Origin of the sequence: Modestobacter excelsi, assembly GCF_005930495.1 — a bacterium.
GTDB classification, from domain to species: domain Bacteria; phylum Actinomycetota; class Actinomycetes; order Mycobacteriales; family Geodermatophilaceae; genus Modestobacter; species Modestobacter excelsi.
In genome coordinates, this window is record NZ_SJEX01000002.1 from 18,447 (window position 1) to 44,886 (window position 26,440).

Sequence of the window (26,440 nt, forward strand, 5' to 3'; positions counted from 1 at the left end):
TCGGGACTTTTAATCCGTAGGCTTTTGCGGCGGCCGGATGGCTAAAGGACGAGTGGGGCGACCGTATTGCACATATGTCTGTCCGCCCAGATGTCGCTCGTCGTCTGTCCTGCCTAGCGTGCCTGAAGGCGGGACAAGCTTGGCCGGATGACAGTCCGGCGGTCGGTCAGTTTGCTGGCCTGGGGCAGAAGTCGTAGCGGTCCGCACTCAGTCCGCAGAAAGTCGCAAGAGACTCGTCTTCGCTCATCAGCACCCAGCGGTGGTCAACAGTTAAAAAGTTGGTAAGAAGCATTATGTAACGGTTGGCGATGCCGATCCAGCGCTTCGTCAACGTTCGCTTTAACGTGGTCCAGTTCTACTAGCGTAGTACGCTTGGATCGAACGGTCGCCCACCTGGTGGCAATTTCTCCGGATATGGATCGGCTTTTCCGACCTTGTGGAGCTCGCCATTGACGTCGCGGCGCCACCGCGTCCAGCTCTTGTCCGTGAACTCTACCTCGACGCCAATCACCATGCCGATCGCCTGGCTACGGTCGACGGAGCCTCCTCTTGAAGTGTCTGGCAACTGCTCGTAGTACGTGGGGGTATCGGTTGGAGCTAGCACGGAGGATCCGAAGGTTTGCGTCACATCACGGAAGTCGCGGACGGTGGCTACAAATCTATGAACTGGCAGTCCGGAGCGATTGATAAGCAGAGGTCCTTCTTTTGGGCTGAGTTTGCCCCACCATGCGTAGACCAGTTCGGCCTGACTTCGCTCTTCCCTGTTCCGTGCTTCCTGTTGCTCTGCCAGTAGAAGCTCAATCTGCCTCGACTGATGTCGGTTCGCCTTCAAAGCTGCCCATACCGCGAGGGCGGCAAAAACGAGGGCCAAGACGGAGCCGATTGCGGAAATCCACTCGGGCCACGAGCCCCCGTCGAGCTGGGGGAGTTGAAACTGCGCTAGATGATCAACCATGTTGACGGTCGGACCGGTCACGCTGCGAAGTATCGGGCATCGGGACCCCCGTAGACGTCAGGAGCCGAGCGAGTGTCCCACCGCTCGTCAAAGCGACGTTCAGTGACGAAACTTTGGGCGCAGCGACACGCCTGCCTGTGAAAGCGCGAGAGGTCGTGTTCGCTCGAAAGCCGAGCTGCATGGCGATGGTGCGCGTGCTTTGGACTCCGCCCGCACGATGTCGCACCAGGTCTGGCGCTTGGGTGAAGTCGTGCAGCGGCAGGATGGCGAGTCTGGTGTCCTTCGCCCACAGGATCCGATCTTCGGCGCGAGCCTGCTCCCGGTGCCGCAGCTCCAGCTCGGCGAGTTGACCTTTCGTGCGGTTGGTGACGAAGGCGGTCACGTGGAGGTCGTCGATGTGGGTGATCTGCAGTTGCGCGCCGGGGTGGCCAGCCCTGCGCACGATCGGCCGCATGCCCGCCGGCCACGGGGCAAGGCTGAACGGCGCGGTGACCTCGGAGACTCAGGCGCCGGTGCGGGATTGACTGTCGGCGTCGTACGCCGGTTCCCATAGGCGCTCGGGGCCCGAGGTTGCCGAGTCGCTGGACGACAGCACCCGCGTATGACCGTCCAGGCAGGGAACTTCTTCGCCGATCGGCTTCCTGCGGCGGACGCGTACTTGCTCATGGAGATCTTGCGTGACTGGGCCGACGAGGAGTGTGTCGAGATCCTGCGCGCGCTCCGACGGGCCGCGCATGACGGCTCCACGCTGGTGGTCATCGAGGGTGTTCTCGCCGAGCAGGGATCGGACCGGCGGCCACGCACCCTCGATCTGGTCATGCTGACGGTCACCGGGGGACGGGCGCGGACGGCGGCCGAGCTGACTGCGCTGTTCGAACAGGGTGGCTTCCGGCTCGACCGGGTGTCGACACGGCCAGCCCGATGCGCGTCGTCGAGGCCAGCCCCGTCTGAAATCCGTCCGTGCACACCTGCGTCCGGGACAGGGCACGAGTCCAATGAGCCTGCGTGAAGGCGGCGGTCGCCTCCGCACGCCGAACATCGGGTGAGACGAGTGTCCGAGGGGGACTGGCGGCCGCCGCGTGGTGCCACTGTGGTGGCCTGAGCGGGTCGTTCAAGGTGGTTCGCGCATGTCCCCGGGTGATTGGGCAGCGCGCTGACCTGCGAAAACGCACTCCATTGAACTTCCCTGAATCCCCACAAGCCGCCCTGGCAGTGTGCGGGTACGGCGAGCGAGGTGAGCAGCGTCGTTGAGAAGGTGAGTGCTTTCGCCTCATGCCCTGGCGCGGCCCGGAGACCCCGTGCGCGGGCGATTGACCGTCTCGGTTGGCCACCGTCACGCTTCGGGCGGAGCGAGCGCTACCTGCCGGCGTCGGGGTCCAGGCGGTTGGCCTCGTCAATGTGCCGTTGGCCGTTGGCCGACAAACCGTGGGCGCGTCGCCGCACCTCATCCGAGTCGGGCAGCTTGTCGGCGTGCTGGAGCATCCGACGCTCTACGGCGTGCTCGGCCTCTCCAACGCGTCGATGGGCATCGGCGAGCGGCTTCTTGCTCACCTCCGGAACTCTAACGGCCTTCGACCAAGCGAGCGTGCCGCCTGGCGTCGGTCAGGCGGCGCACTTGCGGCGACGACGCGGGCACCAGAAGTTCCGCCTCGCGTCCTTTGGCCGGGCGGGATCGAGGCTGCCTCTGCAGCCCGCCCTTCAACGACAGTTGCGGACTGAGGCACCGTGCCCGCTACGGCGAGCGCGACGCTCAGTCCGCAAAAAGTCCGCAAGAGTCCGCAAAACGGTCGGTTCTCCTCGTGCTCGACCATCACAAGTCAACGGCATTAGTGCTGGTCAGCGCGCTGAATCAACGCGAGCACGTCAAGATCGAACACCTCATCAACGTTCCGCTTCAACGCGCCTATGTGGTCCTAAGCGGCTACTTAGTCTCGCTCGGATGACTTGTGTGCACCTGCTCGACGACGACCGTTCGCTCGTGGACGTAGAACCAGATGCGCGCTGTGCCTTTCGCCGTCGGCTTGTGCTGCCATCGCTCGTGAGTTGTTCCTCCGCGTGAGATCGTGCCGAGTTCGCCGCGCAGGGGGTAGTTGGTCGGAGTCTGAAGCAGGGGCGTTCCCGTAAGAAAGTCCCAAGTCTCCGTCATGGCGTTGCGGATAGTTGCAACGAGGTCTTGCCACCCTTTGCGTGCCTGCGCGGTGCCGAAGCGGAGCTCGTACTCGGTCTTCTTTGGGGGCCGTGGGACGAGCTCGCCGCGCTTGGCCGCCGCCACGGCTACGGACGCTCCACAGTCTCATCGTCGTCGAGCCATTCGAGGTTTGCACTGCCGAGCCCGGCGGCGAGGGCGGAGGCGGTCTCCCTCCATGACACCAGCTCTGCGATCACGAGGTGGGACTGATGGGTGGAGAACGACGCACGCGCGGCGTCAACGAGATCTTGCGCGCAGGCCGCGCGGTCTGTCGGCGACAGTGCGAGCATCCATGGAAAGGACTTGGCCATGCGCTCGGCGAGCGTGCCGTCGTCGTCCAGGGCGACGGTGATGAGTTGCGCTGCGAACTCCAGCAGGCGGGAACGGCTTTCAGCTTCGCGCTGCGACATGAGGACCAGCGGCTCACCGTCGCGCCGGGTCACCGTCACGGGGTGGTCCTCTGCCTCAGCGAAGACCTCGGCCGAGTGCTTGCTCAGGTCCGAGGAGCGTCGCGTCGCGAGCGGGATGTCTAGTGCGGCCGTCATGGACCCATCGTATTCGGAATATGTTCGGAAGTCCAGTGGCCAGATCTACCGCACGTCCTGGCCCGCGTCTACGACGACAAGGCCACCGCGAAGACCGCCCTCAGGGCTAGCGACCTGGACTGGACCTGGCCTACCCCGTCACACTGACCAGCGGCCCCTGCACCCGGAGTGCGCGGACGAGCGTCCTGTCAGCGACCACCAGGATCCCCGGCCTGCCCCCCCGTCCCGGGCCAACGTCGCCGACGTCCCGATCGCCGGCGTGACCGCCACCGACTGGATGCACCAGGCCAAGGGCCGCTGTGTCTCTGAGCGGCCCACTGAAGGACACCCCAAGGGCCTGCGTGGAGCCTTCTCCTCAATTGCCTCCAGGGGGCTGGTGCGGACTGCGACATGCAGCCCAGGCGGCCGGCGAAGGGACCGTTCAGGACTCAACGGCCTGCTGCTCTAACGACCGTTCAGCTGGCGCGGGCTCCGCTGAAGACGACTCCGCAGGCGTGCCCATGCGTTGGTCGATGTGGTGCTCCAGGCCCCGGCCGATGGCTCGGGTCACGGGGAAGAGGACGTTGGCGAAGACGAGAGCTCCGAGTGCCCAGCCCGCCAGTCCCCAAGAGGGCTCGACGCCAGATGCGAGGGCCACGCCTGCACCCGTAGCTCCGCCTGTGCGGAACAAGATGTCTCCGATGGCGTGCAAGGTCGACGCGGGAGAGTCGGCCACGGGGCGCTCCAGCCAGCCTCATCGCCCCAGCCCGACGAGGACGGTAGCTCCTCGTGTCATTCCCAGCAGCACAGTGCGCCCACCTGCGGGCACGGCATCACCTAGGACACCTACACCAACCCCGAGCTTTCCTGTCGGTCACCGCTTTCGAGAAACCCAGGGCTTGGGGCCGAGTCCCCTACTTGCGGCACCCGGGGGTGCTGCCAGACCCGAGGATCAATGCCCCACACGCTGTAGGGACTCCTCTCGGGCGGGAAGCTCCGGCCCTCAACCAGCGAGCTACCCGCCCCCAAGGATACCCGAAGCGACGACGCCGACAGAGCTGAACGACTCGGCACCCTTCGGACCTCAAGTGCCTTCGAGCCTGCGGTAGGACAGCAGCAATGCGGTCCGTCGGTCTGACCGGCTACCGGCGGTAGGGACGCCGACTTTGGCTGTCTTACTGAAACAGGCAGGGGCGCGCTGCCTCGTCGGTGTCTCCAAAGCCGCCCTCAGGGACATCTAACGGGCAGCTTGCTGGGCTGGCCTACCCCCACGCGGCGCCCACAAGACGCCCACAAGACGGCCAACAATCGTCATACTTGGCCGTGAACGCCCAACGGCGAAACCGCAGGTAAGAGCCACGGTTGATCATTAACGCGCTGGTCAGAACAGGGTGTCGTCCGAGCTTTTAATCCGCGGGTTGTGGGTTCGATCCCCACGGGGCCCACCAAGCAAGCCGCTGACCTGGGGTTATTCTGGATTGAATGGGCGAAGAGCCCGTCGACATCGCGTGCTAACACGCTTTACCCCCATCTTTGCGCCCGGCTACTGGGGCGTGACTTGGTCGCATGCTGACCTTGAGCAGGTCAGTAGACCCGCGGACGTCGAGGCTGTCGGCCGCCCACGTCCCTGCTCGAGACGCCAGCGCTCCGACTGAGGGGCGATGGTCAGCGCGGGAGGGGTGGATCGATGGGCTCGACGGCGCGGGTCTCGAGGTAGGCGTCGAGGTCGGTTTGCTAGAAGCGCAGGGAGCGGCCGGCGTAGGTGAACTTCACTCGCCGTTCGGCGACCAGCCGGTAGATGAGCCGCGGTCCGCACCGGAGGTAGTCCGCGGCGCTGTGGACGTCGTGGAGCTGGTCGCCGGCGTCGACCGGGGGGGCGGGGCTTCGGTGCGGTCATGCTCGCTCCTTTGCACACGGGTCGCCGCACTGGGCCGCGACCTCGGCTACCCGCGGGTGCCCACGGCCTCTTGGCGTCTATAGGCGCGTCTAAGCGGCGGTTGGTGACACCCGGCGACTGAATCCTCGCGGGAGTCCGATCGCTGACGCCGCACTTGAGCGGGCAATTGCGCCGGTGCGGTGGGCGGGTCATCGGCCAACGCTCAAGGCTCGCCGGTGGTCAGGGGCGCGGCTAAGGATGCGTTCGGGAGGCCGGATGCGGGCTGGTCCGGCTTCCAGCTGCTGGTCGAGGCCGTTTGCCTCGTGGTCGAACAGCTGGGCGGCGACAAGGATTTTTAGCTGCGCGCGCACTTCGGGTGTGGGGGAGTCGCGGGGTCCGACCGGGTCGGGGTGGTCGGCGGCGCCGGTGGCGGCGCGCCAGACCGCCAACCGCCGGGCCAGATCCGGGTCGGCTTCGCGGAGCTGGTCGGCCCAGGCGGTGTCGGGGAGGTGGTCGGCGGTGATGGTCGCGGCCAGGGCGTGCACGAGGTCGGCGCGCTGCTGGACGTAGTCGGCCAGCTCGTCACGGTCGGGAGCTGTCGAGTCAGGCTCGGGCGGGGGCGGTAGCCATGGCAGCGGGCCTTCGCTGGTGGCCTGCTCGCCGGGGCGTGGGCTATAGACCCCGGCGAGGGCGTGGGCGTCGAGGTAGCGCTCGACGGCGGCGTGCAGCTGCCGGCCAGGGTCGGCGGCCGCGGTGAGGGTGCTAGTGGCGGAGGGGCGTGGGCCGGTGCGGCCCAGCACGGTGCGCAGCAGCTCCAGCGGGTCCACCGATCTTTCGCTGGCCGGGCGGGCGGGGGTGAGCGCGGAATGCGCGAGGTCCTGGTCGTCGACCGGGCCGGGGGACAGGTGCAGGTGGTTGGCGGTCCGACCGCGGGACAAGGCGACGTAGAGCTGTTCGCGGGTCTCTGTGCCGGTGAGCACGGTGTGGGTGGTGTCGACGGTGGCGCCTTGGGCGAGGTGGATGGTGGCGGCGTAGCCCAGCTGCACATGCTCGGCGACATACGCGGCGGACAGGGTGAGCTGCCGGCGGGTGGGGGCGTGCCGGACGCGCAGCCCGCCGTCGCCGGTTAGGGCGGTGACGGTGAACCGGTCACCGTTCTTGACCCACTCGGTGGCGGTGATGGGCAGATCGCGCTGGTTGTGCCGGGCCAGTACGAGGTCGCCGACCGAGGCGGCGGTGCCATCCCGCATCCGGACCTCCGGCTGCCCGCAGGCCGCGGTGCAGGCCAGGCGCGCGGCGCGGGCGCGGGCGTTGAGCTCGGTCGCCAGTGCGTTGCTGCCAGCCAGCAGCAGACTGTCGGCGCCGGCGGCGCGGTCGGCCGCCCACCCGGCCAGCGCCGACTCGGCACCGTCGGCACCGCCTGCGGCGCTCCCCAGGGTGTTGGGGGCGCCGTGAATCCGCTCGCGTTCGGCGTAGAAGTTCAAAGCGTCGGGGTCCCCGGCGCGGATGGCCAACGTCGCCCTGGCTTCGGCAGGGTCGGTGAACCGGACCGGGGTGTCCAGCCGCACCCCGCCGTGGGTGCGAACCAGGTCGTGCAGGATGCCGCCGGCGGCCGGGGAGGACAGCTGGGCGGTGTCACCGACCAGCCGCACCGAGCCCCCGGCAGCGGTGACCGTGTCGATGAGTGCGGCGAGGTCGGTGGTGGCGGCCATTCCCGCCTCGTCCACAAGCACGAGCGTTTCCGCGCCGAGCGGCACGCTGGCGATCCACGGCGCCTCAGCATCGCGGTTCCGGCCGGCGTCGATCGCCCGGAGCGCGGCGGCGAGGGTGACCGCCGGATGCCCAGTGGCCTTCAGCAGCTCGTGGGCGGCGACCGCGGAGGGCGCGGCACCCAGGACGGTGCCGCCGGCGTCGGTCCACGCCCGGGCCAGCACCCCGAGTGCGGTGGTCTTGCCGGTGCCGGCCGGGGCGAGCGCGACCTGCACCCGCCGCCCGGAGCCGGCGAGCTTCCGCACCATCGCCTGCTGCCCCTCGTTCAATGGCCGCCCGGCGAGACGCGCCTCTAGCAGGGCGAGTTCGATCAGCCCGGCCGGAACCCGGTGCCCGTCGCCGCGTTCGGCGGCGGCCAGGATGCGCCGCTCGGCGGCGAGCAGCGCCGGGGTGGTGTGCAGCTGGGTGTGCGCGGTGGCGTAGACGCTGCTGCCGTCGCGGCGGCGCAGCCCGGCCGGCTCGGCGACATCCGGCTCGGCGGGCGGGTGGTCCGCGCCGGGTTTGCGGTCCAGCCGGAGCGACAGGTCCGCCGACAGCGCCACCGTCAACGCGTCTTCGATCGCGGTGTCCACCGCGGACAGGGGGATCCGGTCGGTGCGGGCCAGGCGTTCCAGCTCGGCCCGCAGGTGGTGGCTGGTGAACACCGCCCGCTGGGTGGAGACCGTGGCCACCGCGCTGCGGGCAGCGCGGCTTGTCCAGTCCGGGTCGAGAGTGGACGCGGCCGGTGGCTGGCGTAGGACCCGGTCGAGGATCTGCCCGGCGGCGTCGCCGCCGAGCAGGTGCTCGGCCTGAGCCCGCCAACTCCGGCGCTGCTCAGCTTCGCTGCGCGGGCCGTGCTTCGCCGGCCGGGTGGCCAGGGTGACCTGCTGAGCCAGGGCATGCCCTTCGGCGGTGGTGGGCTCGCGTCCGTAGGTGGCCCGGAATCGCTCGAGCAGCTGCGCGGAGCCGGTGGTGATCTGCGCCCGCCGGGTCGACCACGCGGCGATCAGCTCGACGGGAACCCCGGCCAGCTCCCGCACCGGCCGCACCCCCGGGCGGGGAGGCCGATCGCTGAAGGTAACCCCCAGCCGGTGAACCAGCTGGGCTTCCAGCCGGGTGTTGTACCGCTCCGACGCCGCCACCGCGGCGGCGTGCAGTGCCCGGCCGTCCAAAGCGCGCCACCGCCCGTCGAGGGTGCGGACCTTGTTGGAGATCGCGACGTGGGTGTGCAGGTCAGGGTCGCCGTTGCGGGAGTCCCGGTGGGTGAACGCCACCGCGAGCAGCCCGGTGACGTCGACCTGCCGTAGCCCGCCGGCGCCCAGCCGGGTGTAGACCGCGGTGCGCTCCAGCCAGCCGATCGTGTCGGCCACCGCCGCGGCGTGGGCGGCCTCGACCTGCGCCGCCAGGGTCGGGTCGGCCAGCGCCCACAACGCCGAGACACTCTTGACCGGGGAGAACGTCAAGTCGTAGCCGGCCACCGACACCCGCGGCCCGGCCGTGACGAACGGCACCCCGAGCTGCACTGACCCCGGGCTGCCACCGCGCTGCCCGGCCACACCGGTGAGGCTGCAGGCGCCTGGGTGGTGACCGCGTCCAAACAACGCCAGCATCTGTGTCTCGGCCACCGGATCACCCGCGCGAGGGCCGCCGTTCAGCGACGCCAGCCCGGCGCCCAGCCACACGCCGGGGGACTCCCCGCGCTGCTCGTAGTAGGCGCCCAGCGATCCCCGGCCGCGGGCGGTGACATCACCGGCAGCGACCTGCCGGGTCAGATATGTGTAGCCCGCCCCGGCCGACAGCTTGTGCAACGACATCACCGTCGTCCACCCCCTCTCAGCCGCGGGTGCGCCGGTCGCAGGCCGGATTGGCCGGCGGTGGCCGGCTGAGTCCGTCGATGAGCTCAAGGTGGCCGAGGAACGTTCACGGCGACGTCACCCCGCAGGTCAGCGGCCGGGAGTGCTCCCTAGGTCCGGCTGCGCGTCGAGAAGGGGGGCGCCCGACGTCACGGAGAGGGCGGGGGTGACAAGGCGGTGAACACGAAGGAGAGCCGTCCTGGCGCGGAGGGGGCCTGCTCCTCGCCGCCCATGATCACGGCCCTGGACGGCGCCGAAGGGCACTGCGCGTCCCTCTGGGATGGGCCTGCCGCCCACCCTTCCTCGCCACCCACGACCGCGGGACGGGCAGTTGCGGAGAACAGGCCCGACTCTGCGGAGGGTCCGAGGGGTCAGTGCCAGGTCAGCCGACGTCGCCCTGAAGGCGGCTTTAGGGCGAGCCTGCTTTCGCCATTGGATGACGCGTGTGCTGTCACTCCGTCCACGGAGTCTCGGCCTTCAGCACGTCGATGCTGGGTCGCATGCCCCGAACCTCCATCACTCGCACGGAGGTCAGGTTGGGTAGTGCGAGAACGGGCGCGTAGTCCAGGTCGTCAGCCGCGATGGAGTGCAGCAGCAGGGAGCGCAACTGCGGCATCTTCCGAAGGAAGCCGAACGACTCGACATGCACCACCCGCGGGGACATCCAGTCGCCACCAAGCTCAAGGTCCTTAACGCCACTCATGTCCCCGATGGGCGACAGGTCTCGCACCCGTCGGAGCCCCTCAACCAGCAAGTCCTCGACACGGGGCGAACGAGCCAGCGGCTGAAGGTCTTCGACGGAAGATGCGCCGCTGAGGTGCAACTTCCGCAAGTGAGCCATCTCGGCGACCGGCGTCAGATCGGCGTAGTCGCCCCACTTCACCGTCAGTGCTTCGAGCTGCGTCTGCCCGCGCAGAGCCTCGAAGAGCCGCTTCGGAGTTCGGCTGACGAACCTCAGGTCGCGAATCGGAGAGGGGCGGGAAGCGAAGAACTCCACCCACTCGTCAACGATGCGGCGGGCTTGGGATTGGCTGTAGTCGCTTCCGAGTTGAGTTGCCTCGACGACGACTTGGGCCTCGCCCCGGTAGTCGGCCAGGCGCGTGATCGTACGGGGCTTGACGCGACCTCTACCTATCGACAGCCATCCCACGCCCCGACGATAGATCGCTTCTGCGCCGCCACTCGGCTAGTGCCTCATCCGACGGCGTTGCGCGCTGAAGTCAGCCTCAGGGCAGGTCGCCCCTGAGTGGGCCGCTTAGGGACATCGGGGCCGGGGCCTCGCGTGCTGGCCCGGAGGGCGGCCTCAGGGCCAGTCACTCCTGCGGCGGCAGGCGCGCCGGGTGCCGCGGCGTTGTGTCAATGCGTCACCAGGTCCGGACCGTGACGAGCGCGGTGGCGCAGAGGGTTTCGCTCCCGTGCTGGACGGCATAGACGTCGACACTGGCGACGGTGAGAGTGGAACCCGCGCGCAGAACTCGACCGCGGGCGAGGAGATGGTCGCCGCGAGCCTCAGTGAGGAACTTGGCCGTGTAGTCGACGGTGGCTAGAGCAGACCCTGGGGGCAGCAGCGTGGCCGCTGCCGCGCCGCCGGTGAAGTCGGGCGAGGGTGGCGACCGGGCTGGCCTGGAAGGCGCCGGGGGCGTGGGAGTGCTCGGGTCGCCACGCCACCCGCGTGGTTGCTCGCCCGTCGGCGAGCTCGTCGAAGGCCAGACCGAAGGCGGCGGCGACCGGGAGGCTGAGCACCCAGTCGGCGACGTCGTGCCGGAACGCGGCCGCGGGCGTCGGGGTCATGAGGGGTCCCTCGGTGAGACCGAGGCGAACACGCCGCTGGCGGTGAGCACCAGTCGACTGTCGGCGGTGAAGTGGCAGTTGGTGAAGGCCAGCGTGCGGCCGATGCGCTGAACGGTGGCTGTGCCGGTGAGCCAATCGCCGAGCCGGGCGGTGGCCGGGAAGTCCGTGGTCAACGAGACGGTGACCAGCCGGGTGTCGGGCGGGCCGGCGCGCTGGGCGGTGTGACCCATGAGCGTGTCGGCGAGGGCGACCAGGACCCCCGCGTGGGCGAACCCGCGGGCGTTGCCGTGTCGCTCATCGAGCCGGATGCCGATCGTGGCCGCGTCGGTCTGGGACTGGAAGACCGGTCCGATCAGCTCGAGGTACCGGCTGGGTCTGGCATACGGGATGAAACGGTCCGGTGCGTTCATCGGGGGGCCAGAGCGCGCCAGGCGCCGTCGGCGAGAGCGCCGGCGGCCTCGGTCGGCCGTTGTCTGGAGCGGCCGCGCAACCAGTGCCGGGCGAACTCCTGCGCCGGTCCGAGCCACAGGGCATGCGCGATCCCGAACGACGGCCTCATCAACGCGCCGTCCTCGGCCTGCTGGCGCAGCCAGCCGTCCACAGCATCGACGTAGCGGCGACCGTCCTCGCTGAGCTGGGGCTCGGCGGCCAGCAGGACCTCGTCCGGGAGGTCGCTGTAGACCCATCGGGCCACGTTGGCGTGTTGCTCGACCCACCGCAGGTGGGCGACGACGACCGTGCGGATGACCTGCTCGGCCGGCGCCGGGACGGCCAGCGCGTCGGTGATGTCCTGCTGACACGCGCGCATGCCCTCCGTCAGCAGCCGGGCGGCCAGATCTGCCCGGCGGGGGAAGTGGTGGTAGAGGCTCCCGTTGGATACGCCGGCTTCCCGGCGCACCGTCTCCAGCGAAACCCCGGCGTACCCGTGGGCCACGAACAACGGCAGCGCGACGGCGAGGAGTCGGTCAGCCGCGGCGAGTTTCACCATGGAGAGATACTCTAGAGAGTCACTCTATTTTGGGACAGACCTTGAGGGCTCCTGGCCTTCGCGTCCCTAGTGGCCGCTGCCGGACACCTGCAGCGGAGCGTGACCGTTGGGGCGCCGGGCAGCGTGGCCGGTATCTTCCGAGCGGTGTCGATCAACGTGCGAGAACGCCTGCGTACAGCCCTCCCGGGCGCGCTCAAGCAGCGGGACGGGGCACTGGTGGCCGTGCTACGAGCCACGCTGGCTGCTCTGGACAACGCTGAAGCGGTCGCGCCCACGGATGATCGAGAGAGCCTCGCGCTGGAGGAGACCCCGGTGGGAGTCGGTGTCTGGGAGGTCGCGCGCCGCGAGCTGTCGGATGAGGACATCGAGCTTGTCGTGCGCGCCGAGATCGACGAGCGGCAGACCGCGGCACGGGTCTACGAGCAGGCGGGCGAGCATGAGCACGCTCGACGACTGCGCCATGAGGCCGACACGCTCACCGCCGTCGCAGGACTGCCCCACGCATCCCACACGCCGCCGGACGACCGAACCGAATGACTTCGCCCGTCGATGTCGCCGCAGCATTCACCTGAGGGGCGGATCAACGTCACCCCTACCTGTCTTCAGTCAGCACACCTCTTGCACCTGCGGTAGGAAGAGGCGCCCCGTCGCCGAGGCGGGGTGCTCGCAGGCGTCACCGGCGAGGCTCGACCCAAGCGCGCCGAGGGAAAGACCGGACGCGAAGCGCTGCGCTGCCTGAAACGACGCCTCTCCGACGTGGTCTACAAGACGCTGCACGAAGACCTCGCCGCCGGCCGGGCACCGACCGCGATAGGACGGTGAGTGCGGCAGCGGCAAACGGGACGCGTCTTCACGGCCGAAGCCAGCTGCGCGACAGGCTCACAGTCCCTGACCTGCTCTTCGCTGCGGCCAGTCCACCGCACCCACCGCCAGCCGAAACGCTACCGCCGAGCCCTTGCACATAGGAGCTCACGCCCAAGGTTTGGCCATCGCGAAGCAACCGTGGGGGCGTGCGTTGGACCGACCGCAAGAACCTTCAGACTTCGGTGTTAGCGCGCCACACGCGGCACTGACCTAGCGGCTTCTCGTCCTCCGCGGGCGGCTACGACACCTCGGCGATCAGGGCGTCCATCTTGTCGGCGAGCACATCAGCTCGGCCGGGGCGGACTCGGGCGTAGAGCGCGAGGGTCGTGATCGGGTCCTGATGGCCCAGTTGTGTCTGCACGTCCTTGATGCTGGCGCCGGCGTCAATGAGCAGAGACGCGCACGTAGCACGCAGATCGTGAGGTGTGACGGTCAGGCCGGCTGCGCGGGCCGCGGGGTCCCAGGAGTCGCGCCGGAACGTCCGATAGCGACGCAAGCCTCCGCTCCTGTTGGGGAACACCAGCTCGCCGGGAGTCGCGGCCAAGTGGCTGGTGAGAGCGGTAGCGAGGCTGGTCGGCATCGTCACCGTGCGGCTGGCATGGGTCTTTGTGGGGCCTACGACCGTCGTTCCGTCGACGCTCCGCTGTACCCGGATGGTGCGGGCAGCAGCGTTTATGTCGCTGCGCCGCAACGCCATCGCCTCGCCGATTCGCAGGCCTGTGTATGCCAGGGTGCGGACCAGGAGCCGGTCGTCTTCGCGTCCCATCTGCGCGGCGAGCTGCTCGACCTGAGCCGGCGAGAGCACCGGGCGATCGGTTGTGGGACGGCGAGGGAGAGCGCCGCGTCGGGTCGCGCACGGGTTCGCCGGCAGCACCCCGTCGCGCACCGGTCGGTCGAGAACGCGCTTCAGCACACCGTGGGCCTCGATGACCTTCGACGCCGACGCGCCGCTCGCCGTCATGGCCGACAGCCACTCCTCGACGGAGCTGGCCTTGATGTGCCGGACCGCGACGGTGCCGAACCGGGGCGCGATGCGTAGTCGCCAGGCGTGCTCGTAGTTGGCGACCGTCGACGGGCGACAGCGGGCCTGAGTAAACGCGAGGTAGCCAGGCCACCAGTCCGCGAGCGGTCTCGCTGCGGCGCGGTCGTCGACGGAGTGACCCCGTTCGAGGTCGACTCGCTTGTGCGACAGCCAGCGGTCAGCCGCAGCCCTGGTCGGAAAGGTCTCGGGTGCCGGTGTCAGCGTCCGCGTGTCGGGATTGGGCCACTTGGCCTGCCACCGACCGGAGGGGAGACGGCGAACAGCACCCCACCCCCGGCGGGATCTCGGTGTAGTCGCCATGACTGCCCCTTCCTCGCCGGTACTCCCTGCTCCGCGCCTCTACTTGTTGCACGGGACTCGCGCGAGACCCGCTGAAATCACTATAAGTGCAGGTCAGCGACATGCGACACGGTTCTTCCTAAACCGTGTGTCGCAGGTTCGAATCCTGCTGGGGGCACCCCGACGACGGCCTCCTGCGCGGCTACTCCGGCTGCTGCGGCCCCAGCACCTCGCGGGCGAGTTCGGCGAGGGCGGCACGGTCCTCGGCCAGGGCGGTGCGACCGACGTCGGTGACGCGGTAGAGCCGTCGGGTCCGGCCGTCGACGACCACCTGCCGGGACGCGAGCAGCCCGTCGGCCTCCAGCCGGTGCAGCGTCGGGTAGAGCGTGCCGGGGCTGATGCGGTAGCCGTGACGTGCCAGCTCGGCAGTCATCCAGGCGCCGTGGATCTCCTCCTCGGCGGCGTGGTGGAGGATGTGCAGCCGGATCGCGCCCCGCTGGAACTCCCGCACACCGCCTCCTGTCCACGCCGCGAGGTGACGAAGCCGATGTCGGCTGCGCAAGCGTACGACCGGGCGGTGACCCCAGCGGGCGTCAGCCGCGGGAGTCCCGGGCCTGCCCGCCGGGTCACCGGGCCGACAGGCGCAGCCGCGTGAACCGGTAGGCGACGCCCACGGCGAGGACGACCACGCCGCCGGTCACCGTCGACCACGGGAGGGTGACGACCAGGACCAGGCAGCCGAGCCCGCCGAGGAGCTGCAGCACCCGGGGGAAGCGACGGTGCCCGCGGTCCTGGGTGAACGCCGCGGCATTGGCGATGAGGTAGTAGAGCAGCACCCCGAAGGAGGAGAACCCGATCGCGCCCCGCAGGTCCACGGTGACCACCAGCAGGCACACGAGCGAGGCCAGGGCGAGCTCTGCGCGGTGCGGCACGTGGAAGCGGGGGTGCACCGCGGCGAGGTACCGCGGCAGGTCACCCACGCGCCCCATCGCCAGGGCGGTGCGGCCCACGCCGGCGATCAACGCCAGCAGCGCGCCGAGGGCGGCCGCGGCCGCACCGACGCGGACGACGGGGGCGGCCCACGCCCAGCCGCTCGCCTCGACGGCGGCGGCGAGCGGCTGGGCCGTACCGGCGACACCACCGGGGCCCAGCGCGGCGAGCACCGTCCCCGCCACCACGGCGTAGACGACGACCGTGATCCCCAGGGCCAGCGGGATCGCGCGCGGGATGGTCCGCTCCGGATCACGGACCTCCTCGCCCATCGTGGCGATGCGCGCGTAGCCGGCGAACGCGAAGAAGAGCAGCCCGGCCGACTGCAGCACCCCGTGGACGCCCCCGTCCGGCGACGCCCACGTCCCGAGCCGGTCGACGTCGACCCCGCCGCCGAGGAGGGTCGCCGTGACCGCGACCGCCAGAGCGCAGAGGACCACGGTGACGATGACCCGGGTCAGCGCCGCCGTGCGGGTCACGCCTCGGTAGTTGACCGCGGTCAGGCCCAGCACCGCAGCCACGGCCACCGGTCGCTGCCAGCCCTCCGGGGCGGTGTAGGCGGCGAAGGTGAGGGCCATCGCTGCGCAGCTGGCCGTCTTGCCGACCACGAAGGCCCAGCCGGCGAGGAAGCCCCACCAGTTCCCGAGCCGCTCACGTCCGTAGACGTAGGCGCCACCGGAGGTCGGGTACTGCGCGGCCAGCTGCGCTGAGGCCGTCGCGTTGCAGTAGGCCACCACCGCCGCGACGACCAGCCCGATCAGCAGGCCGGTGCCGGCCACGGCCGCGGCCGGCGAGAAGGCGGCGAACACGCCGGCGCCGAGCATCGACCCCAGACCGATGACCACCGCATCGGTCGTGCCCAGCCGGCGCGTCAGCCCGGGTCCGCTGCTCACAGCGCGCTCCTCACCGAGGGTCGTCGCAGGCACCCGCACCGACACCTCTGTCGGCGCGGCGATGTCGAGAGCCGATGTCGGCTCACGATACCGGCATCCCCGCGAGCTCCGGTGCCCGGGCCACCCCCGACGATGCCGCCACCGCGGGTCGCAACCGCATCCACCTGGTCGTCGGCGACCTCGACGCCGAGATCACCCGGCTCCGTGACGCGCACCTGCCCCTCCGCAGCGACGTGGTCACCGGCCCCGGCGGGCGTCAGGTCCTGCTCGCAGATCCCGACGGCAACCTGGTCGAGCTGTTCCAGGCAGCCCGGCGACCCGGTGCGGCAGCGTCCCCCGCACCCTGGACCGTCGGCTCACGTCCCCGGTCGCGCCCTGCCCAGGGGCCGGCGCGCTCGAGGTCGGCGTCGCCGGCGTCGACGCACGGGACCGGGTGCGCCGAGCGCTGACCCGCTGCGTCGTCGGAGCCCGAGGCTCGCCGGAGGCCTGGCGGAGCTCAACGCGGGGTGATCCTGTCGCACGCCGCAGCGACGCTGCCGGAAGGGGCGGTGCGGTCCGCCCCGGTGCGCAGCCGCAGCGCGGGGACGGTGCGGTGCATGAGCGGTCCGATGGCCACGGCGTAGAGCAGGGTGCCGACGCCGACCGTGCCGCCGAGCAGCCAGCCGATCCCGAGCACGGCCACCTCGATCGACGTGCGGACCAGCCGCAGCGAGTACCCGCGCGCGGCGATGCCGGTGGTGAGGCCGTCCCGTGGCCCCGCGCCCAGCCCGGCCCCGATGTAGGCGCCGGTGGCGACCCCGTTGAGCACGACGCCGGCCAGCAGCAGCGGCACCTGGACACCCAGGGTGTGCGTCTCGGGCAGCACGACCAGCGTGGCGTTGATGGTCAGCCCCACCAGCACGACGTTGCCGAGCGTGCCGACCCCGGGGCGGCGGCGCAGCGGGATCCACAGCAGCAGGACGACGACGCCCATGATGATCGACCAGGTGCCGACCTCCAGGCCGAACGTCTCCGACAGGCCCTGGTCCAGCACGCTCCACGGCATCAGCCCGAGCCCGGCCCGCAGCATGAGCCCGACGCTGACCCCGTAGGCGACCAGCCCGGCGAGCAGCAGCACGAACCGGGCGGGACGGCGGTCGGTGGGCACCGGCTCGATCAGATGCATGCGGCCCACGCTGGCAGGGGCGGACGGTCCGGCACCAGGGCCAAGTCCGACGTCTTGGCCCTGTCGCGACCAGGCCAAGTGGCGCAGGATGACCCGGTGCGCACCGACCGCCTCGCCGAGCTGCTGGTCCCGTGGCTGGCCGAGGGGCCTGCGTACACCGCGGTCGCGGCCGGTGTCCGCGGGCTCGCGCTGGACGGCCGGCTGCCGGTGGGCACCCGCGTGCCGTCGGAGCGGCAGCTCGCCGGCGCCCTCGGCCTCAGCCGCACCACCGTCAGCGCCGCCTACGACGTGCTCCGCGGCGAGGGGTACCTGCGCAGCGCGGCCGGAGCCGGCAGCACCGTCGCCCTGCCGTCGGTCCCACCGGTGCGACCGGACGCCGACCCGGGCGAGCCGGCCGTCGTCCGGGACCTGACCGTCGCCGCGGCGCCGGCGCCCGCCCAGCTGTTGGACGCCGTCGCCGGGGCCACCGCCGACCTGCGGCCGCTGCTGGCCGGGTACGGGCTGCACCCCTACGGACTGCCCGCGCTGCGCACCGCGATCGCGGAGCACCTGACCCGGCGCGGGCTCGCCACGGCGGCCGAGCAGGTGATGGTGACCAGCGGCGCGCTGGCCGGCTGGGACCTGCTGCTGCGCACCGTCACCCGGCCCGGGCAGCGCGCCCTGGTGGAGCAGCCCACCTACGCCGCCGCACTCGACTCCCTGGCCGCCAACCACCTGCGCCCGGTGGCGCTGCCGGTGAGCGCCGACGGCTGGGAGCTGCCGGTCGCCGCGGCCGAGATCGCGCTGGTCACCCCCGACGGGCAGAACCCCACGGGCCTGCTCGCCGACGGCGCCCAGCGTCGAGCCCTGCTGGCCGCGCTCGACGCCCCGGTGGTCGTCGCCGACGAGACCTTCACCGAGCTGGTCCTCGACGGCGAGCCGCAGACCCAGCTGGCCGCCCTCGACCACCGGGTGGTGACCGTCGGTTCGATGAGCAAGGCCTACTGGTCGGGGCTGCGGGTGGGCTGGGTCCGCGCCGACCCCGCGCTGCTGGCCCGGGTCGCGCAGGTGCGCGGCACCGTCGACCTGAGCAGCCCGGTGCTCGAGCAGCTGGTCGCGACCCGGCTGCTCGCCGTCGCCGACGAGGTGGTCGCCGACCGCGTGGCCTGGCTGTGCGCCAGCCGGGACGCGCTGCTGGCAGCGCTGGCGTGCCGGCTCCCCGACTGGCGGGTCGTCCGGCCGCGGGCGGGCGCCGTGCTCTGGGCGCAGCTGCCCGGGTGCAGCTCCACCCGGCTCGCCGCGCACGCGCTCGACCTCGGCCTGCGGGTGACGCCGGGACCGCGGTTCACCGTCGACGGCACCGCCGACCGGTGGCTGCGGCTGCCGCTCTCGGTGCCGCCGGACCTGGCCGACGAGGTCGCCGTGCTGCTGGCCGCGGCGCAGGAGCGCGCGGTCGCCGGCGCCGACACCCGCCGCATCCCGGCCCGCTGGACGGCCTGAGCGGCCGGGCCCCGGGGGGTCGTGGACCCCGGCCGGGACGCAGACGACACTGGTCGCATGACCGTTGGGAAGACCCGGCCGCGCGAGGACCCCGCCCCGCTGTCCGCGGACGCACGAGCCCTGCTGCACGCCCTGCTCGCGCACGACTTCCCCGGCGCGGCCGAGCTGCGGGCCCAGGTGGACCGGGCGACGGCGACCCCGGGCTGCCGGTGCGGGTGCGGCACCCTCGACCTCCAGGTGCCCAGCGACGTGGCGACCACGTCGTCCGGTGGCGCGGCCCCGGTCGAGGGGACCGTCGTCGGCCCGGACGGGCGGCCGATCGGCAACGTGCTCCTGTTCGTCGAGGGCGGCGCGCTGAGCAGGCTGGACGTCACCTCCTCCGGCGACCCGCTGCCGCTGCCCTCGCCCGAGCAGGTGACCTGGGGCCGCACGGCCTGGGCGGGGCGGGGCACGGTGCGGCGGCCGGCCCGGTTCCGCCGCGACCAGGCGCGCTGACCGGGGTCCCGCCGGCCACGGTGCGTGAGGACGCCGGCGGAGCCCGTCGAGGCGGGGTCAGGAAGGTGTTCAAGGAACCCGTTCACCCGGTCGATCTACTGGTTGTCAGTCGATCACCCACTGTGAGCGGAGCAACGAACGTGTCCATCCCGATGGCCGGCACCACCCGCGGCGTCACCCGCGTCCTCATCCTCGCCGACGCCCCGGTCCTGCGCCGTGGCCTGATCGGCATGGTCAACGAGACCGCCGGCCTGCAGGCGGTGGGCACCCCCGGTGAGCCGCGCCGGGCGCTGACCCTGGCCGAGACCGCCCGCCCGGACGCGGTGATCGTGGAGCTGGGCACCGGCCGGGCCGCGACGCTGAACGCCTGCCGGGACCTGCGCCGCCGCTACCCCCAGATCGCCATCGTCGCGGTCGGCACCGCCGAGGACCCGGCGGTGGTCAACGAGGCCCTGGCCGCCGGGGTGCGCGGCTACCTGCTGATGAACACCTCGGCGACGCTGCTGGGCTGGGCGGTGCTGGCCGCCCGGGCCGGGCGCACGGTGGTCGATCCGCAGATCCGCCGCGGGGAGGCCGGAGAGGTGCCGGTGTCCCGCGAGCTGACCCCGGAGGTGCCGCTGACCCGCCGGGAGTCCGACGTGCTCGACGAGCTGGTCCAGGGCCAGTCCAACCGGGCGATCGGCAAGGCGCTGTTCATCTCCGAGGACACCGTGAAGTCCCACGTGAAGGCGATCCTGCGCAAGCTGGGTGCCCGGGACCGGGCGCACGCGGTCTCCCTGGTCCTGTCCGCCCGCAACGGCGGCACCTGCACCTGCAGCGCCCACGCCCTGACCGCCGCGACCGCCTCGCCCACGACCTGACCCTGGGCCGGGCAGGATGGGGGGCATGGGCCAGGTCGTAGCCACCGCCGAACGCGTCGTACGAGCACCCGTGGACGTCGTCCGCGCCGCGCTCGCCGACTACGTCACCACCCGTCCCGCCGCGCTGCCCGAGCAGTACAGCCAGTACCGGGTCGACGCCGGCGGCCAGGGTGCCGGCACCCGGGTGCACTGGCGGCTGCAGGCCACCTCCAAGCGGGTCCGCGAGCAGGACGTCGTCGTCAGCGCCGGCCCCGACGGTGCGCTGGTGGAGAGCGACGCCAACTCCAGCATGGTCACCACCTGGACCGTCGCCCCGGCCGACGCCGGGGTGAGCACGGTGCGGGCGCGCACGACCTGGAACGGCGCCGGGGGCATCGGCGGGTTCTTCGAGCGCACCTTCGCGCCCAAGGGCCTGGCCCGCATCCACGAGGCGTTCCTGGAGCGGCTGGAGCACGCCGTCACCACCGGCTGAGCCGGGCACGGGCGCGACGGTCCCCGGGCAGGGACGATGGGCCGGTGACCGCAGCACCCGTGACCGTGGAGGGCGTCCCCGCGCTCGCCGACCTGCTCGCCGACGGCGGTGCGCTGGTCCTCTCCGGCGCCGGCCTGTCCACCGACTCCGGCATCCCCGACTACCGGGGCGCGACCGGGTCGCTGCGCCGGCACACCCCGATGACCTGGCAGACCTTCACTCGCGACCCGCGCGGCCGGCACCGGTACTGGGCGCGCAGCTTCGTCGGCTGGCGGCAGATCGGCGAGGCCCGCCCGAACGCCGGGCACCGGGCCGTCGCGGCCCTGCAGACGGCCGGGGCGGTGGGCGGGGTGATCACCCAGAACGTCGACGGGCTGCACCAGGCCGCCGGTGCGCGGGACGTCGTCGAGCTGCACGGCGGGCTGGACCGCACGGTCTGCCTGGGCTGCGGGGACGTCGCCGACCGGGCGGCGCTCGACGTCCGGCTGCGGGCGGCGAACCCGGGGTTCCGGCCGGAGGCCGCCGAGGAGGTGAACCCGGACGGGGACGTGGAACTGCCGGAGGAGGCCCTGGACGGGTTCGTGATGGTCGACTGCCTCGCCTGCGGTGGCGGGCCGCTCAAGCCCGACGTCGTCTTCTTCGGCGAGACCGTCCCGCGGGACCGCGTCGACCACTGCTTCGGCCTGGTCGACCAGGCCCGGTCGCTGCTGGTGCTGGGCTCGTCGTTGACCGTGATGAGCGGCTACCGGTTCGTCATCCACGCCGCCAGGCGCGGCATCCCGGTGGCCATCGTCAACTCCGGTCCCACCCGGGGCGACGCCAAGGCCGACCTCAAGGTGGACGCGCCGCTGGGCGTGGTGCTGCCGGAGCTGGCCCGCCGGGTGGCCTGACCGGTGGCCCGCGAGGTCGAGCACACCGACGACGGCCGCTGGATCGTCGTCGACGGGCGGCGTTGGCGGACGGCGGACCCCGCCCTGCCCGCCGACGTCCGCAGCCGGCTGCTGCACCACCTCGGGGTGGCCCGCTCCGCGGTGCGGACCTCCCGCGGGGACGACGACGCGGTGACCGCCGCCCGGGCACGCGTGCAGCTGGCCAAGACCGGTCTCGGTGAGCGCGGTCCGGCCTGGTGGGACCAGGACGACGACGAGCGGCGGGCCCGGTGGGAGGCGGCACTGCGCGAGCTGGACCGGTGAACCAGACTGGACGGCGATGCAGACGTTCCTCCCGGTCGCCGACTTCACCGAGTCCGCCCGGCTCCTGGACAACCCCCGGCTCGGGAAGCAGCGCGTGGAGTGCCTGCAGGTGCTCCGCGCGCTCGAGCTCCCCGACTACGGCTGGGCCAACCACCCCGTGGTGGCGATGTGGCGCGGCCACACCGTCGGCCTCGTCGTCTACTCCCTGGCGATGGTGCGGGTCTGGCGGGAGCGCGGCTTCGCCGACAGCACCGAGACGCTCATCGCCGAGTTCGCCCCGGACGCGGCGACGATGACCCAGGCCGAGGCGGCCGTCGCGGGCCTGCTGCCGAGCTGGGTCGGGGACGAGGAGCTGCACCTCTCGCACCGCTCCAACCTGCTGGCCAAGGACCCGGACTTCTACCGGTCGCAGTTCCCGACCGACCCCGACGACCTGCCCTACAAGTGGCCGGGCGCCGACGACGTCCCGCCCGCCGTCGCACCGGACGGCGTGCCGGTCTGGGTGGTGCGGCCGCGGGCGCACACCGAGCTGGGTGCCGCCCTGGCCACCGGCATCGTCGGGCTGGGCACCCAGGCCGGGGTCGACGTCGACGCCACCGGGTTGACGCCCGTTGAGCTGCGGGCGCTGGCCAAGGAGCTGTCCGACAAGCGGCCCAGCAAGGACCTCCGCCAGCTGACGGCCCTGCTCGACGAGATGGCGCCCGGTGACCTGGTCGGCCTGCCGATCGAGCACGGCGCCGGTCTGCTGCTCGGTGAGGTGGTGGGGGGCTACTCCTTCGCCGGCCGCGAGCTGCTGCCGCACCGCCGACCGGCCCGGTTCGCCCACGTGGTGCCCCGCTCGGCGGCCCGCCCGCCGGCGACCCTGCAGGACCCCCGCGCGCTGTTCCGGGTCATCCTCGACCCGGCGGCGGTGCCAGCAGCCCTGCGCTGACCCCGTCGACGGCGGCGGTCAGCCGTCGGGTCGCCTCCGGCCGGTCGGCCGGCTCCCGGGTGGCGTGCACCGACCACCACGCCGCGACGTGCAGCGCCCGCAGCCAGACGAAGGGGGCGAGCTCCAGCTCGCTCATCGGATCGGGCAGCGCGTCGACCGCCGCGCGGCCGTCGAGCCGGGCGGTGGTCCGCAGGCACGCCAGGTCCCAGCCACGCGGACCCCGGCAGCTGTCCTCCAGGTCGGCCCACACCAGCCCCTCCGCTGTGCGCAGGAGGTTGCCCGGGTGGGTGTCGCCGTGCAGGGTCATCACGGGACCGTCCAGCAGCGGCCGGAGCACGCCGACGAGCTCGGCCGTCCGCCCGACCTGCACCGGGTCCGCGCCCAGCTCGACGCCGCGCTCGGCGAAGACGGCCAGGTCCTCCAGCGGGGTGTCCAGCGCCGATCCGTCCCACGGCGGCGGCAGCCCGGCCAGGACGGCGTGCAGCTCACCGAGGGCGGTCCCGGCCTCCACGGCGGTCGGGGGTCCGGGCAGCACCTCCAGGTACCGCCAGAACGAGAGGACCAGCCCGTCGTGCTCGTCCGGGCCGGGCGGCACGAGCTCCGACGGTGGGACGACGGCCGCGCCTGCCGCAGTGAGCGCGGCGGCGAGCGCGACCTCCCGGCGGAACGGACGGTCGATCTCCGGGCGCAGCAACGCCGTGGTGGTCGCCACCCGGGCCACCACCGGCGCCGGCCTCAGGTGCACGACGGCGTTGGCCCCGTCGTTCAGCAGCACCGGGTCGACGTCGGTGAGCCCGTGCGCACGGGCGACGGCCACCGCGGCGGCCACCGCCCGGCCGACGCGGTCGATCACGCTGCGGGCAGCGGCACGTTCTGCAGACGCACCTGGCCGCGGGCGACCAGCTTGCCGTCCTCGCGGGTGAGCGTGACCAGCCACAGCTGCAGCGTCTTCCCCTGCTGGACCGGCTCGGCGACGACGTCCAGCCGGCCGGCGGTCATCGGCCGGAGGAAGTCCGTCTGGTTGGACACCCCTACCGAGAACTGGCCGCGCTCCGCCACCGCGGTGCTGGCGCCGATGCTGGCCGCGGACTCCACGACCGTGCAGTAGACGCCGCCGTGCACCACGCCCCACGGGGTGTGGTGGGCCGGTCCGAGGTCGATCGAGCCGGCCACCCGGGTGCCGGTGACCTCGGTCAGCTCCAGGCCGGTCGCCGCGACAAAGGCGCTGGCGGCCGTCAGGTCCGGGGTCACGCTGCGTCCCAGACGAGGCAGAAGGGGTGCCCGACCGGGTCGGCGTAGACCCGGAAGTCGCCGCCGCCGCCGGGCAGCCGACGGGCGCCCAGCTCGAGCACCTGCGGCTCGGCGACGTCGACGTCGGCGACCCGGATGTCGAGGTGGAACTGCTGCGGGCGGTCGGGGTCCGGCCAGTCCGGGGGCTGCAGGTCCGGGGCCTCCTGGAAGGCGATGCGGTAGCCGGCGCCGGTCGCCACGACCCAGTCGTCGCCGGGCTCGCCGGTGACGTCCATGCCGAGCAGCCCGGCGTAGAAGGTCGCCAGGGCGTGTGGGTCGGGGGCGTCGATGACCACGGAGTGCAGCTGACCGATCATGGCCGTCATCCTCTCCTGGCCGTGGCGCCCTCGACCAGCGGGAACCCGGCCACCGGGGTCCGGTCGACCCGGCCGAGCGGGCCGGCTCACCGGTGCCGCAGGATCAGGGCATGACCGCTGTCCAGCTCGGCACGCTGACCTGGCGGCCGGCCGCCGACCACCTGGAGCTGCTCGGGGCGCCGGTCGCCGCCGCGCTGCCCGGGCTGTCCGGCCCGGCCTGGGTGGCCGCGATCGACGAGGAGTCCGCCGACACCGCGGCGTTCACCGACACCTACGGCGTGCCGGCGACCGCCTCGGCCAACTGCGTGGTGGTCGCCGCCCGGCGGGCGGGGGAGACCACCCTGGCCGCCTGCCTGGTGCTGGCCACCACCCGCGCGGACGTCAACGGGCTGGTCCGCCGGCACCTGGGCGCGCGCAAGGCGTCCTTCGCGCCGCAGGACGTCGCGGTCGCCGAGACCGGCATGGCCTACGGCGGGATCACCCCGATCGGCCTGCCGGCGTCCTGGCCGGTGCTCGTCGACGCGGCGGTCGCGGCCGGTGAGCTCCTGGTGGTCGGCTCGGGCACCCGCGGCAGCAAGCTCGCGGTGTCCGGGGCGGTGCTCGCCGCCCTGCCGGGGGCCGAGGTCCTCGAGGGGCTGGGTCAGCCGGTCGACTGAGCACGGCCTGCCGGGGGCAGCGGCCGGCGGACCCGCCTACGCTCGGCTGCGTGTCCGTGCCCGAGCCGCCCCCGGCCCACCGGCCGGACGACGACGCCCTCCCGGTCGCGCGACCGGAGCGGGCACCCGACGACAGCGACGTCGGCTGGGGTGAGCGGCTGACCGACCCGGACGACGACGACCGCCGCTACCTGGAGGACCGCCCTCCGCACTGGTAGAAGGACCCCGCTGCCCCCCACGCCTCGCAAGCTCGGCGCGGGCCCCTGCAGCGGGGCCGTTCCAGCACCTCACCTGCTCAGGCGGGCCCCGGGAAGGGGGCCGTTCCAGCAGCTCACCTGCTCGGCGCGGGTCCCTGCAGCGGGGTTGTTCCAGCACGTCACCCCGGGCAGAGGGGCCTTCCTCAGACCGGGCGGGGGAACTCGCCGGTGTGCGCGTGCCGGCCGGCTTCCTCCGCGGTCGCCGGCGGGAGGCCCTGCTGGGCGCGCAGCAGGTCACGGATCTCGGCCAGCAGCTCCAGCTGGGTCGGCGCGGCGGGGCCGGCCTCCTCACCGCGCCTGCGCCGTTCGGCGATCGTCTTCAGCGGGAGCACCACCACGAAGTAGATGACCGCCGCGGTCAGCGCGAACGTGATGAGCTGGTTGACGAAGTCGCCCCAGGCGAACACCTGGTCGTCGATGACGGTGCTGCCGCCGGTCACGCCGCCACCGCCCACCAGGCCGATGAGCGGCTGCAGGAACGACTCGGTGAACGAGCTGACGACCGCGGTGAACGCGGCTCCGATGACCACCGCGACGGCGAGTTCGACGACGTTCCCGCGCATGAGGAAGTCCTTGAACCCCCGGAGGACGTTCGTGAGCAACTGCGCACCCCTCGGTCGGAGGGGCGACGCGCGGTGGCCCCATGATCACGGCCGGCCGAGCGTGACGGTGAGCGTGCCGCCCGCCCCGGCGGCTGCCAGCAGGCGGGCGGTGTCCGGCGGGACGGCGAGCACGAGCAGGCCGCTGTCGGTGCCCGCGCCCACCCCGGCGTCGGGGTCCGCGGCCGGCGGCGCGCTGAGCACCAGGGCGCTGCGCGCGACGAGCTCGACGGCCGGTGCGCCGGCGCCGCCATCGCCGCTGGTGGTCCCGAGCACGTCGACCCGGTCACCGGCGCGCAGCAGGGTGGCCACCGCCAGGTCGGCCAGCCGGACGGGTGCGGCCACCTCGCCCGCCGGCACCTGCGACCACAGCCCCGGCCCGACGACCCGGACGTCGGTCACCGCCTCCCCGGCCCGCAGCGGGGAGGCGAGCACCCGGCCGGCGAGCTCGCCGGGGTCGGCCACCGACCCGGCCGGGGCCAGGTCGACGGGGACGGCGACCGCGGCCAGGTCGTCGACGGCGAGCACCGTGCCGGGGAACAGGTCCTCGGCGGCGGTGACCACCGGGGTCGTCGCAGGCTCCGCCGCGGGAGCCGGGGGCGGACGCAGCGCGAGCGCCAGGGCCAGGCAGGCGAGGCACCCGGCGGTGACCTGCCGCAGCAGGCGCACGGGGGAGCGGGGACGGCGGAGTCGGGGCACCCCTCGATGCTGGGTGCCGGCGCGGCCGGCCGGCC

General features: G+C 72.4%; 32 protein-coding genes and 2 pseudogenes. 13 read left to right on the forward strand and 21 right to left on the reverse strand.

Annotated features, from left to right (window positions below):
* Window positions 1–358: 358 nt before the first annotated feature.
* Window positions 359–976, reverse strand: a complete 618-nt coding sequence (locus FHL80_RS01180; RefSeq protein ID WP_138731648.1) for a hypothetical protein — start codon at window positions 974–976, stop codon at window positions 359–361.
* Window positions 948–1,409 (reverse strand): hypothetical protein, encoded by a 462-nt coding sequence (locus tag FHL80_RS01185; protein WP_138731649.1) that lies wholly within the window; start codon window positions 1,407–1,409, stop codon window positions 948–950. Before FHL80_RS01185 ends, FHL80_RS01180 begins: the two co-directional genes overlap by 29 nt.
* A 144-nt stretch (window positions 1,410–1,553) precedes the next feature.
* Between FHL80_RS01185 and FHL80_RS01190 the strand changes: the two are divergent.
* A pseudogene (locus FHL80_RS01190) lies at window positions 1,554–1,964 on the forward strand (methyltransferase); the annotation flags it as partial.
* A gap of 347 nt (window positions 1,965–2,311) precedes the next feature.
* On the opposite strand, the gene FHL80_RS01195 reads toward FHL80_RS01190, so the two are convergent.
* The 9 genes from FHL80_RS01195 to FHL80_RS01230 form a co-directional block, all read right to left on the reverse strand.
* Window positions 2,312–2,506: a hypothetical protein gene (locus tag FHL80_RS01195; protein WP_138731651.1), complete on the reverse strand. Its 195-nt coding sequence runs from the start codon at window positions 2,504–2,506 to the stop codon at window positions 2,312–2,314.
* Window positions 2,507–2,876: 370 nt separating this feature from the next.
* Window positions 2,877–3,227, reverse strand: a complete 351-nt coding sequence (locus FHL80_RS01200; protein WP_138731652.1) for a hypothetical protein — start codon at window positions 3,225–3,227, stop codon at window positions 2,877–2,879.
* A gap of 2 nt (window positions 3,228–3,229) precedes the next feature.
* Window positions 3,230–3,688 (reverse strand): prevent-host-death protein, encoded by a 459-nt coding sequence (locus tag FHL80_RS01205; RefSeq protein WP_138731653.1) that lies wholly within the window; start codon window positions 3,686–3,688, stop codon window positions 3,230–3,232.
* Window positions 3,689–5,752: 2,064 nt separating this feature from the next.
* Window positions 5,753–9,106, reverse strand: coding sequence for a MobF family relaxase (gene mobF, locus FHL80_RS01210; RefSeq protein ID WP_138731654.1), 3,354 nt, complete (start codon window positions 9,104–9,106; stop codon window positions 5,753–5,755).
* 490 nt (window positions 9,107–9,596) lie between these two features.
* Window positions 9,597–10,295 (reverse strand): hypothetical protein, encoded by a 699-nt coding sequence (locus FHL80_RS01215; RefSeq protein WP_138731655.1) that lies wholly within the window; start codon window positions 10,293–10,295, stop codon window positions 9,597–9,599.
* Window positions 10,296–10,509: 214 nt separating this feature from the next.
* Window positions 10,510–10,713 carry a hotdog domain-containing protein gene (locus tag FHL80_RS26980; RefSeq protein WP_216870341.1) on the reverse strand — a complete coding sequence of 68 codons (204 nt, stop codon included), beginning with the start codon at window positions 10,711–10,713 and terminating at the stop codon, window positions 10,510–10,512.
* Window positions 10,655–10,936: a hypothetical protein gene (locus FHL80_RS01220; RefSeq protein ID WP_216870328.1), complete on the reverse strand. Its 282-nt coding sequence runs from the start codon at window positions 10,934–10,936 to the stop codon at window positions 10,655–10,657. Before FHL80_RS01220 ends, FHL80_RS26980 begins: the two co-directional genes overlap by 59 nt.
* Window positions 10,933–11,346: a PaaI family thioesterase gene (locus tag FHL80_RS25145; RefSeq protein ID WP_216870329.1), complete on the reverse strand. Its 414-nt coding sequence runs from the start codon at window positions 11,344–11,346 to the stop codon at window positions 10,933–10,935. The genes FHL80_RS01220 and FHL80_RS25145 overlap by 4 nt, the downstream gene beginning before the upstream one ends.
* Window positions 11,343–11,924: a TetR/AcrR family transcriptional regulator gene (locus FHL80_RS01230; RefSeq protein WP_138731656.1), complete on the reverse strand. Its 582-nt coding sequence runs from the start codon at window positions 11,922–11,924 to the stop codon at window positions 11,343–11,345. The genes FHL80_RS25145 and FHL80_RS01230 overlap by 4 nt, the downstream gene beginning before the upstream one ends.
* A 144-nt stretch (window positions 11,925–12,068) precedes the next feature.
* Between FHL80_RS01230 and FHL80_RS01235 the strand changes: the two genes are divergently transcribed.
* The gene (locus tag FHL80_RS01235) at window positions 12,069–12,461 is read left to right on the forward strand and encodes a GatB/YqeY domain-containing protein (RefSeq protein ID WP_216870330.1); all 393 of its coding nucleotides are present in this window, start codon (window positions 12,069–12,071) and stop codon (window positions 12,459–12,461) included.
* 123 nt (window positions 12,462–12,584) lie between these two features.
* Complete coding sequence (locus tag FHL80_RS01240; RefSeq protein WP_246078378.1) at window positions 12,585–12,746, forward strand: hypothetical protein; 162 nt, start codon at window positions 12,585–12,587, stop codon at window positions 12,744–12,746.
* A gap of 280 nt (window positions 12,747–13,026) precedes the next feature.
* Here FHL80_RS01240 and FHL80_RS01245 read toward each other — a convergent pair whose 3' ends face one another.
* The 4 genes and pseudogenes from FHL80_RS01245 to FHL80_RS01255 all read right to left on the reverse strand — a co-directional run bounded on the left by FHL80_RS01245 (window position 13,027) and on the right by FHL80_RS01255 (window position 15,992).
* A complete protein-coding gene (locus tag FHL80_RS01245; protein ID WP_246078379.1) occupies window positions 13,027–13,749 on the reverse strand; it encodes a tyrosine-type recombinase/integrase in 723 nt (240 codons plus the stop codon).
* A gap of 12 nt (window positions 13,750–13,761) precedes the next feature.
* Window positions 13,762–14,130 (reverse strand): annotated as a pseudogene (locus FHL80_RS26985) (tyrosine-type recombinase/integrase); the annotation flags it as partial.
* Between the two features lie 181 nt (window positions 14,131–14,311).
* Window positions 14,312–14,620, reverse strand: a complete 309-nt coding sequence (locus tag FHL80_RS01250; RefSeq protein ID WP_138731658.1) for an Rv3488 family transcriptional regulator — start codon at window positions 14,618–14,620, stop codon at window positions 14,312–14,314.
* 115 nt (window positions 14,621–14,735) lie between these two features.
* Window positions 14,736–15,992 carry an APC family permease gene (locus FHL80_RS01255; protein WP_138731659.1) on the reverse strand — a complete coding sequence of 419 codons (1,257 nt, stop codon included), beginning with the start codon at window positions 15,990–15,992 and terminating at the stop codon, window positions 14,736–14,738.
* Between the two features lie 74 nt (window positions 15,993–16,066).
* Between FHL80_RS01255 and FHL80_RS25150 the strand changes: the two genes are divergently transcribed.
* On the forward strand, window positions 16,067–16,441 hold the full coding sequence (locus FHL80_RS25150) for a VOC family protein (RefSeq protein WP_216870331.1): 375 nt from the start codon (window positions 16,067–16,069) through the stop codon (window positions 16,439–16,441).
* 47 nt (window positions 16,442–16,488) lie between these two features.
* Here FHL80_RS25150 and yczE read toward each other — a convergent pair whose 3' ends face one another.
* Entirely contained in the window at window positions 16,489–17,157 is a 669-nt protein-coding gene (yczE, locus tag FHL80_RS01265; RefSeq protein WP_138731660.1) for a membrane protein YczE, read from the reverse strand.
* Window positions 17,158–17,253: 96 nt separating this feature from the next.
* On the opposite strand from yczE, the gene FHL80_RS01270 reads away from it, so the two are divergent.
* From FHL80_RS01270 to FHL80_RS01300, 7 genes are all read left to right on the forward strand, one after another.
* Window positions 17,254–18,636 carry an aminotransferase-like domain-containing protein gene (locus FHL80_RS01270; RefSeq protein ID WP_216870332.1) on the forward strand — a complete coding sequence of 461 codons (1,383 nt, stop codon included), beginning with the start codon at window positions 17,254–17,256 and terminating at the stop codon, window positions 18,634–18,636.
* A 57-nt stretch (window positions 18,637–18,693) separates the two neighbouring features.
* Window positions 18,694–19,131, forward strand: coding sequence for a hypothetical protein (locus FHL80_RS01275; protein ID WP_138731662.1), 438 nt, complete (start codon window positions 18,694–18,696; stop codon window positions 19,129–19,131).
* Window positions 19,132–19,271: 140 nt separating this feature from the next.
* Window positions 19,272–19,991: a response regulator transcription factor gene (locus FHL80_RS01280; protein WP_138731663.1), complete on the forward strand. Its 720-nt coding sequence runs from the start codon at window positions 19,272–19,274 to the stop codon at window positions 19,989–19,991.
* A gap of 25 nt (window positions 19,992–20,016) precedes the next feature.
* Window positions 20,017–20,463: an SRPBCC family protein gene (locus tag FHL80_RS01285; RefSeq protein ID WP_138731664.1), complete on the forward strand. Its 447-nt coding sequence runs from the start codon at window positions 20,017–20,019 to the stop codon at window positions 20,461–20,463.
* A 44-nt stretch (window positions 20,464–20,507) separates the two neighbouring features.
* Entirely contained in the window at window positions 20,508–21,353 is an 846-nt protein-coding gene (locus FHL80_RS01290) for an NAD-dependent protein deacetylase (protein ID WP_138731665.1), read from the forward strand.
* A 3-nt stretch (window positions 21,354–21,356) separates the two neighbouring features.
* Window positions 21,357–21,656, forward strand: coding sequence for a biopolymer transporter Tol (locus FHL80_RS01295; RefSeq protein WP_138731666.1), 300 nt, complete (start codon window positions 21,357–21,359; stop codon window positions 21,654–21,656).
* A gap of 16 nt (window positions 21,657–21,672) precedes the next feature.
* Entirely contained in the window at window positions 21,673–22,587 is a 915-nt protein-coding gene (locus FHL80_RS01300; protein ID WP_138731667.1) for an MSMEG_6728 family protein, read from the forward strand.
* Here the strand turns inward: FHL80_RS01300 and FHL80_RS01305 are convergent.
* Genes FHL80_RS01305 through FHL80_RS01315 form a run of 3 tightly spaced genes read right to left on the reverse strand, consistent with a single transcriptional unit; the run spans window position 22,547 to window position 24,203 of the window.
* Window positions 22,547–23,440 (reverse strand): phosphotransferase, encoded by an 894-nt coding sequence (locus FHL80_RS01305; protein ID WP_138731668.1) that lies wholly within the window; start codon window positions 23,438–23,440, stop codon window positions 22,547–22,549. The genes FHL80_RS01300 and FHL80_RS01305 overlap by 41 nt on opposite strands.
* Window positions 23,437–23,838, reverse strand: a complete 402-nt coding sequence (locus FHL80_RS01310; protein WP_138731669.1) for a PaaI family thioesterase — start codon at window positions 23,836–23,838, stop codon at window positions 23,437–23,439. Before FHL80_RS01310 ends, FHL80_RS01305 begins: the two co-directional genes overlap by 4 nt.
* A complete protein-coding gene (locus tag FHL80_RS01315; RefSeq protein WP_138731670.1) occupies window positions 23,835–24,203 on the reverse strand; it encodes a VOC family protein in 369 nt (122 codons plus the stop codon). The genes FHL80_RS01310 and FHL80_RS01315 overlap by 4 nt, the downstream gene beginning before the upstream one ends.
* 101 nt (window positions 24,204–24,304) lie before the next feature.
* On the opposite strand from FHL80_RS01315, the gene FHL80_RS01320 reads away from it, so the two are divergent.
* Entirely contained in the window at window positions 24,305–24,850 is a 546-nt protein-coding gene (locus FHL80_RS01320) for a YbaK/EbsC family protein (protein ID WP_138731671.1), read from the forward strand.
* A 50-nt stretch (window positions 24,851–24,900) separates the two neighbouring features.
* The gene (locus tag FHL80_RS25155) at window positions 24,901–25,068 is read left to right on the forward strand and encodes a hypothetical protein (RefSeq protein ID WP_216870333.1); all 168 of its coding nucleotides are present in this window, start codon (window positions 24,901–24,903) and stop codon (window positions 25,066–25,068) included.
* Window positions 25,069–25,250: 182 nt separating this feature from the next.
* Here FHL80_RS25155 and mscL read toward each other — a convergent pair whose 3' ends face one another.
* Window positions 25,251–25,709, reverse strand: coding sequence for a large conductance mechanosensitive channel protein MscL (gene mscL / locus FHL80_RS01325; RefSeq protein ID WP_138731672.1), 459 nt, complete (start codon window positions 25,707–25,709; stop codon window positions 25,251–25,253).
* Between the two features lie 45 nt (window positions 25,710–25,754).
* The gene (gene cpaB / locus FHL80_RS01330; protein ID WP_138731673.1) at window positions 25,755–26,405 is read right to left on the reverse strand and encodes a Flp pilus assembly protein CpaB; all 651 of its coding nucleotides are present in this window, start codon (window positions 26,403–26,405) and stop codon (window positions 25,755–25,757) included.
* Window positions 26,406–26,440: the final 35 nt, after the last annotated feature.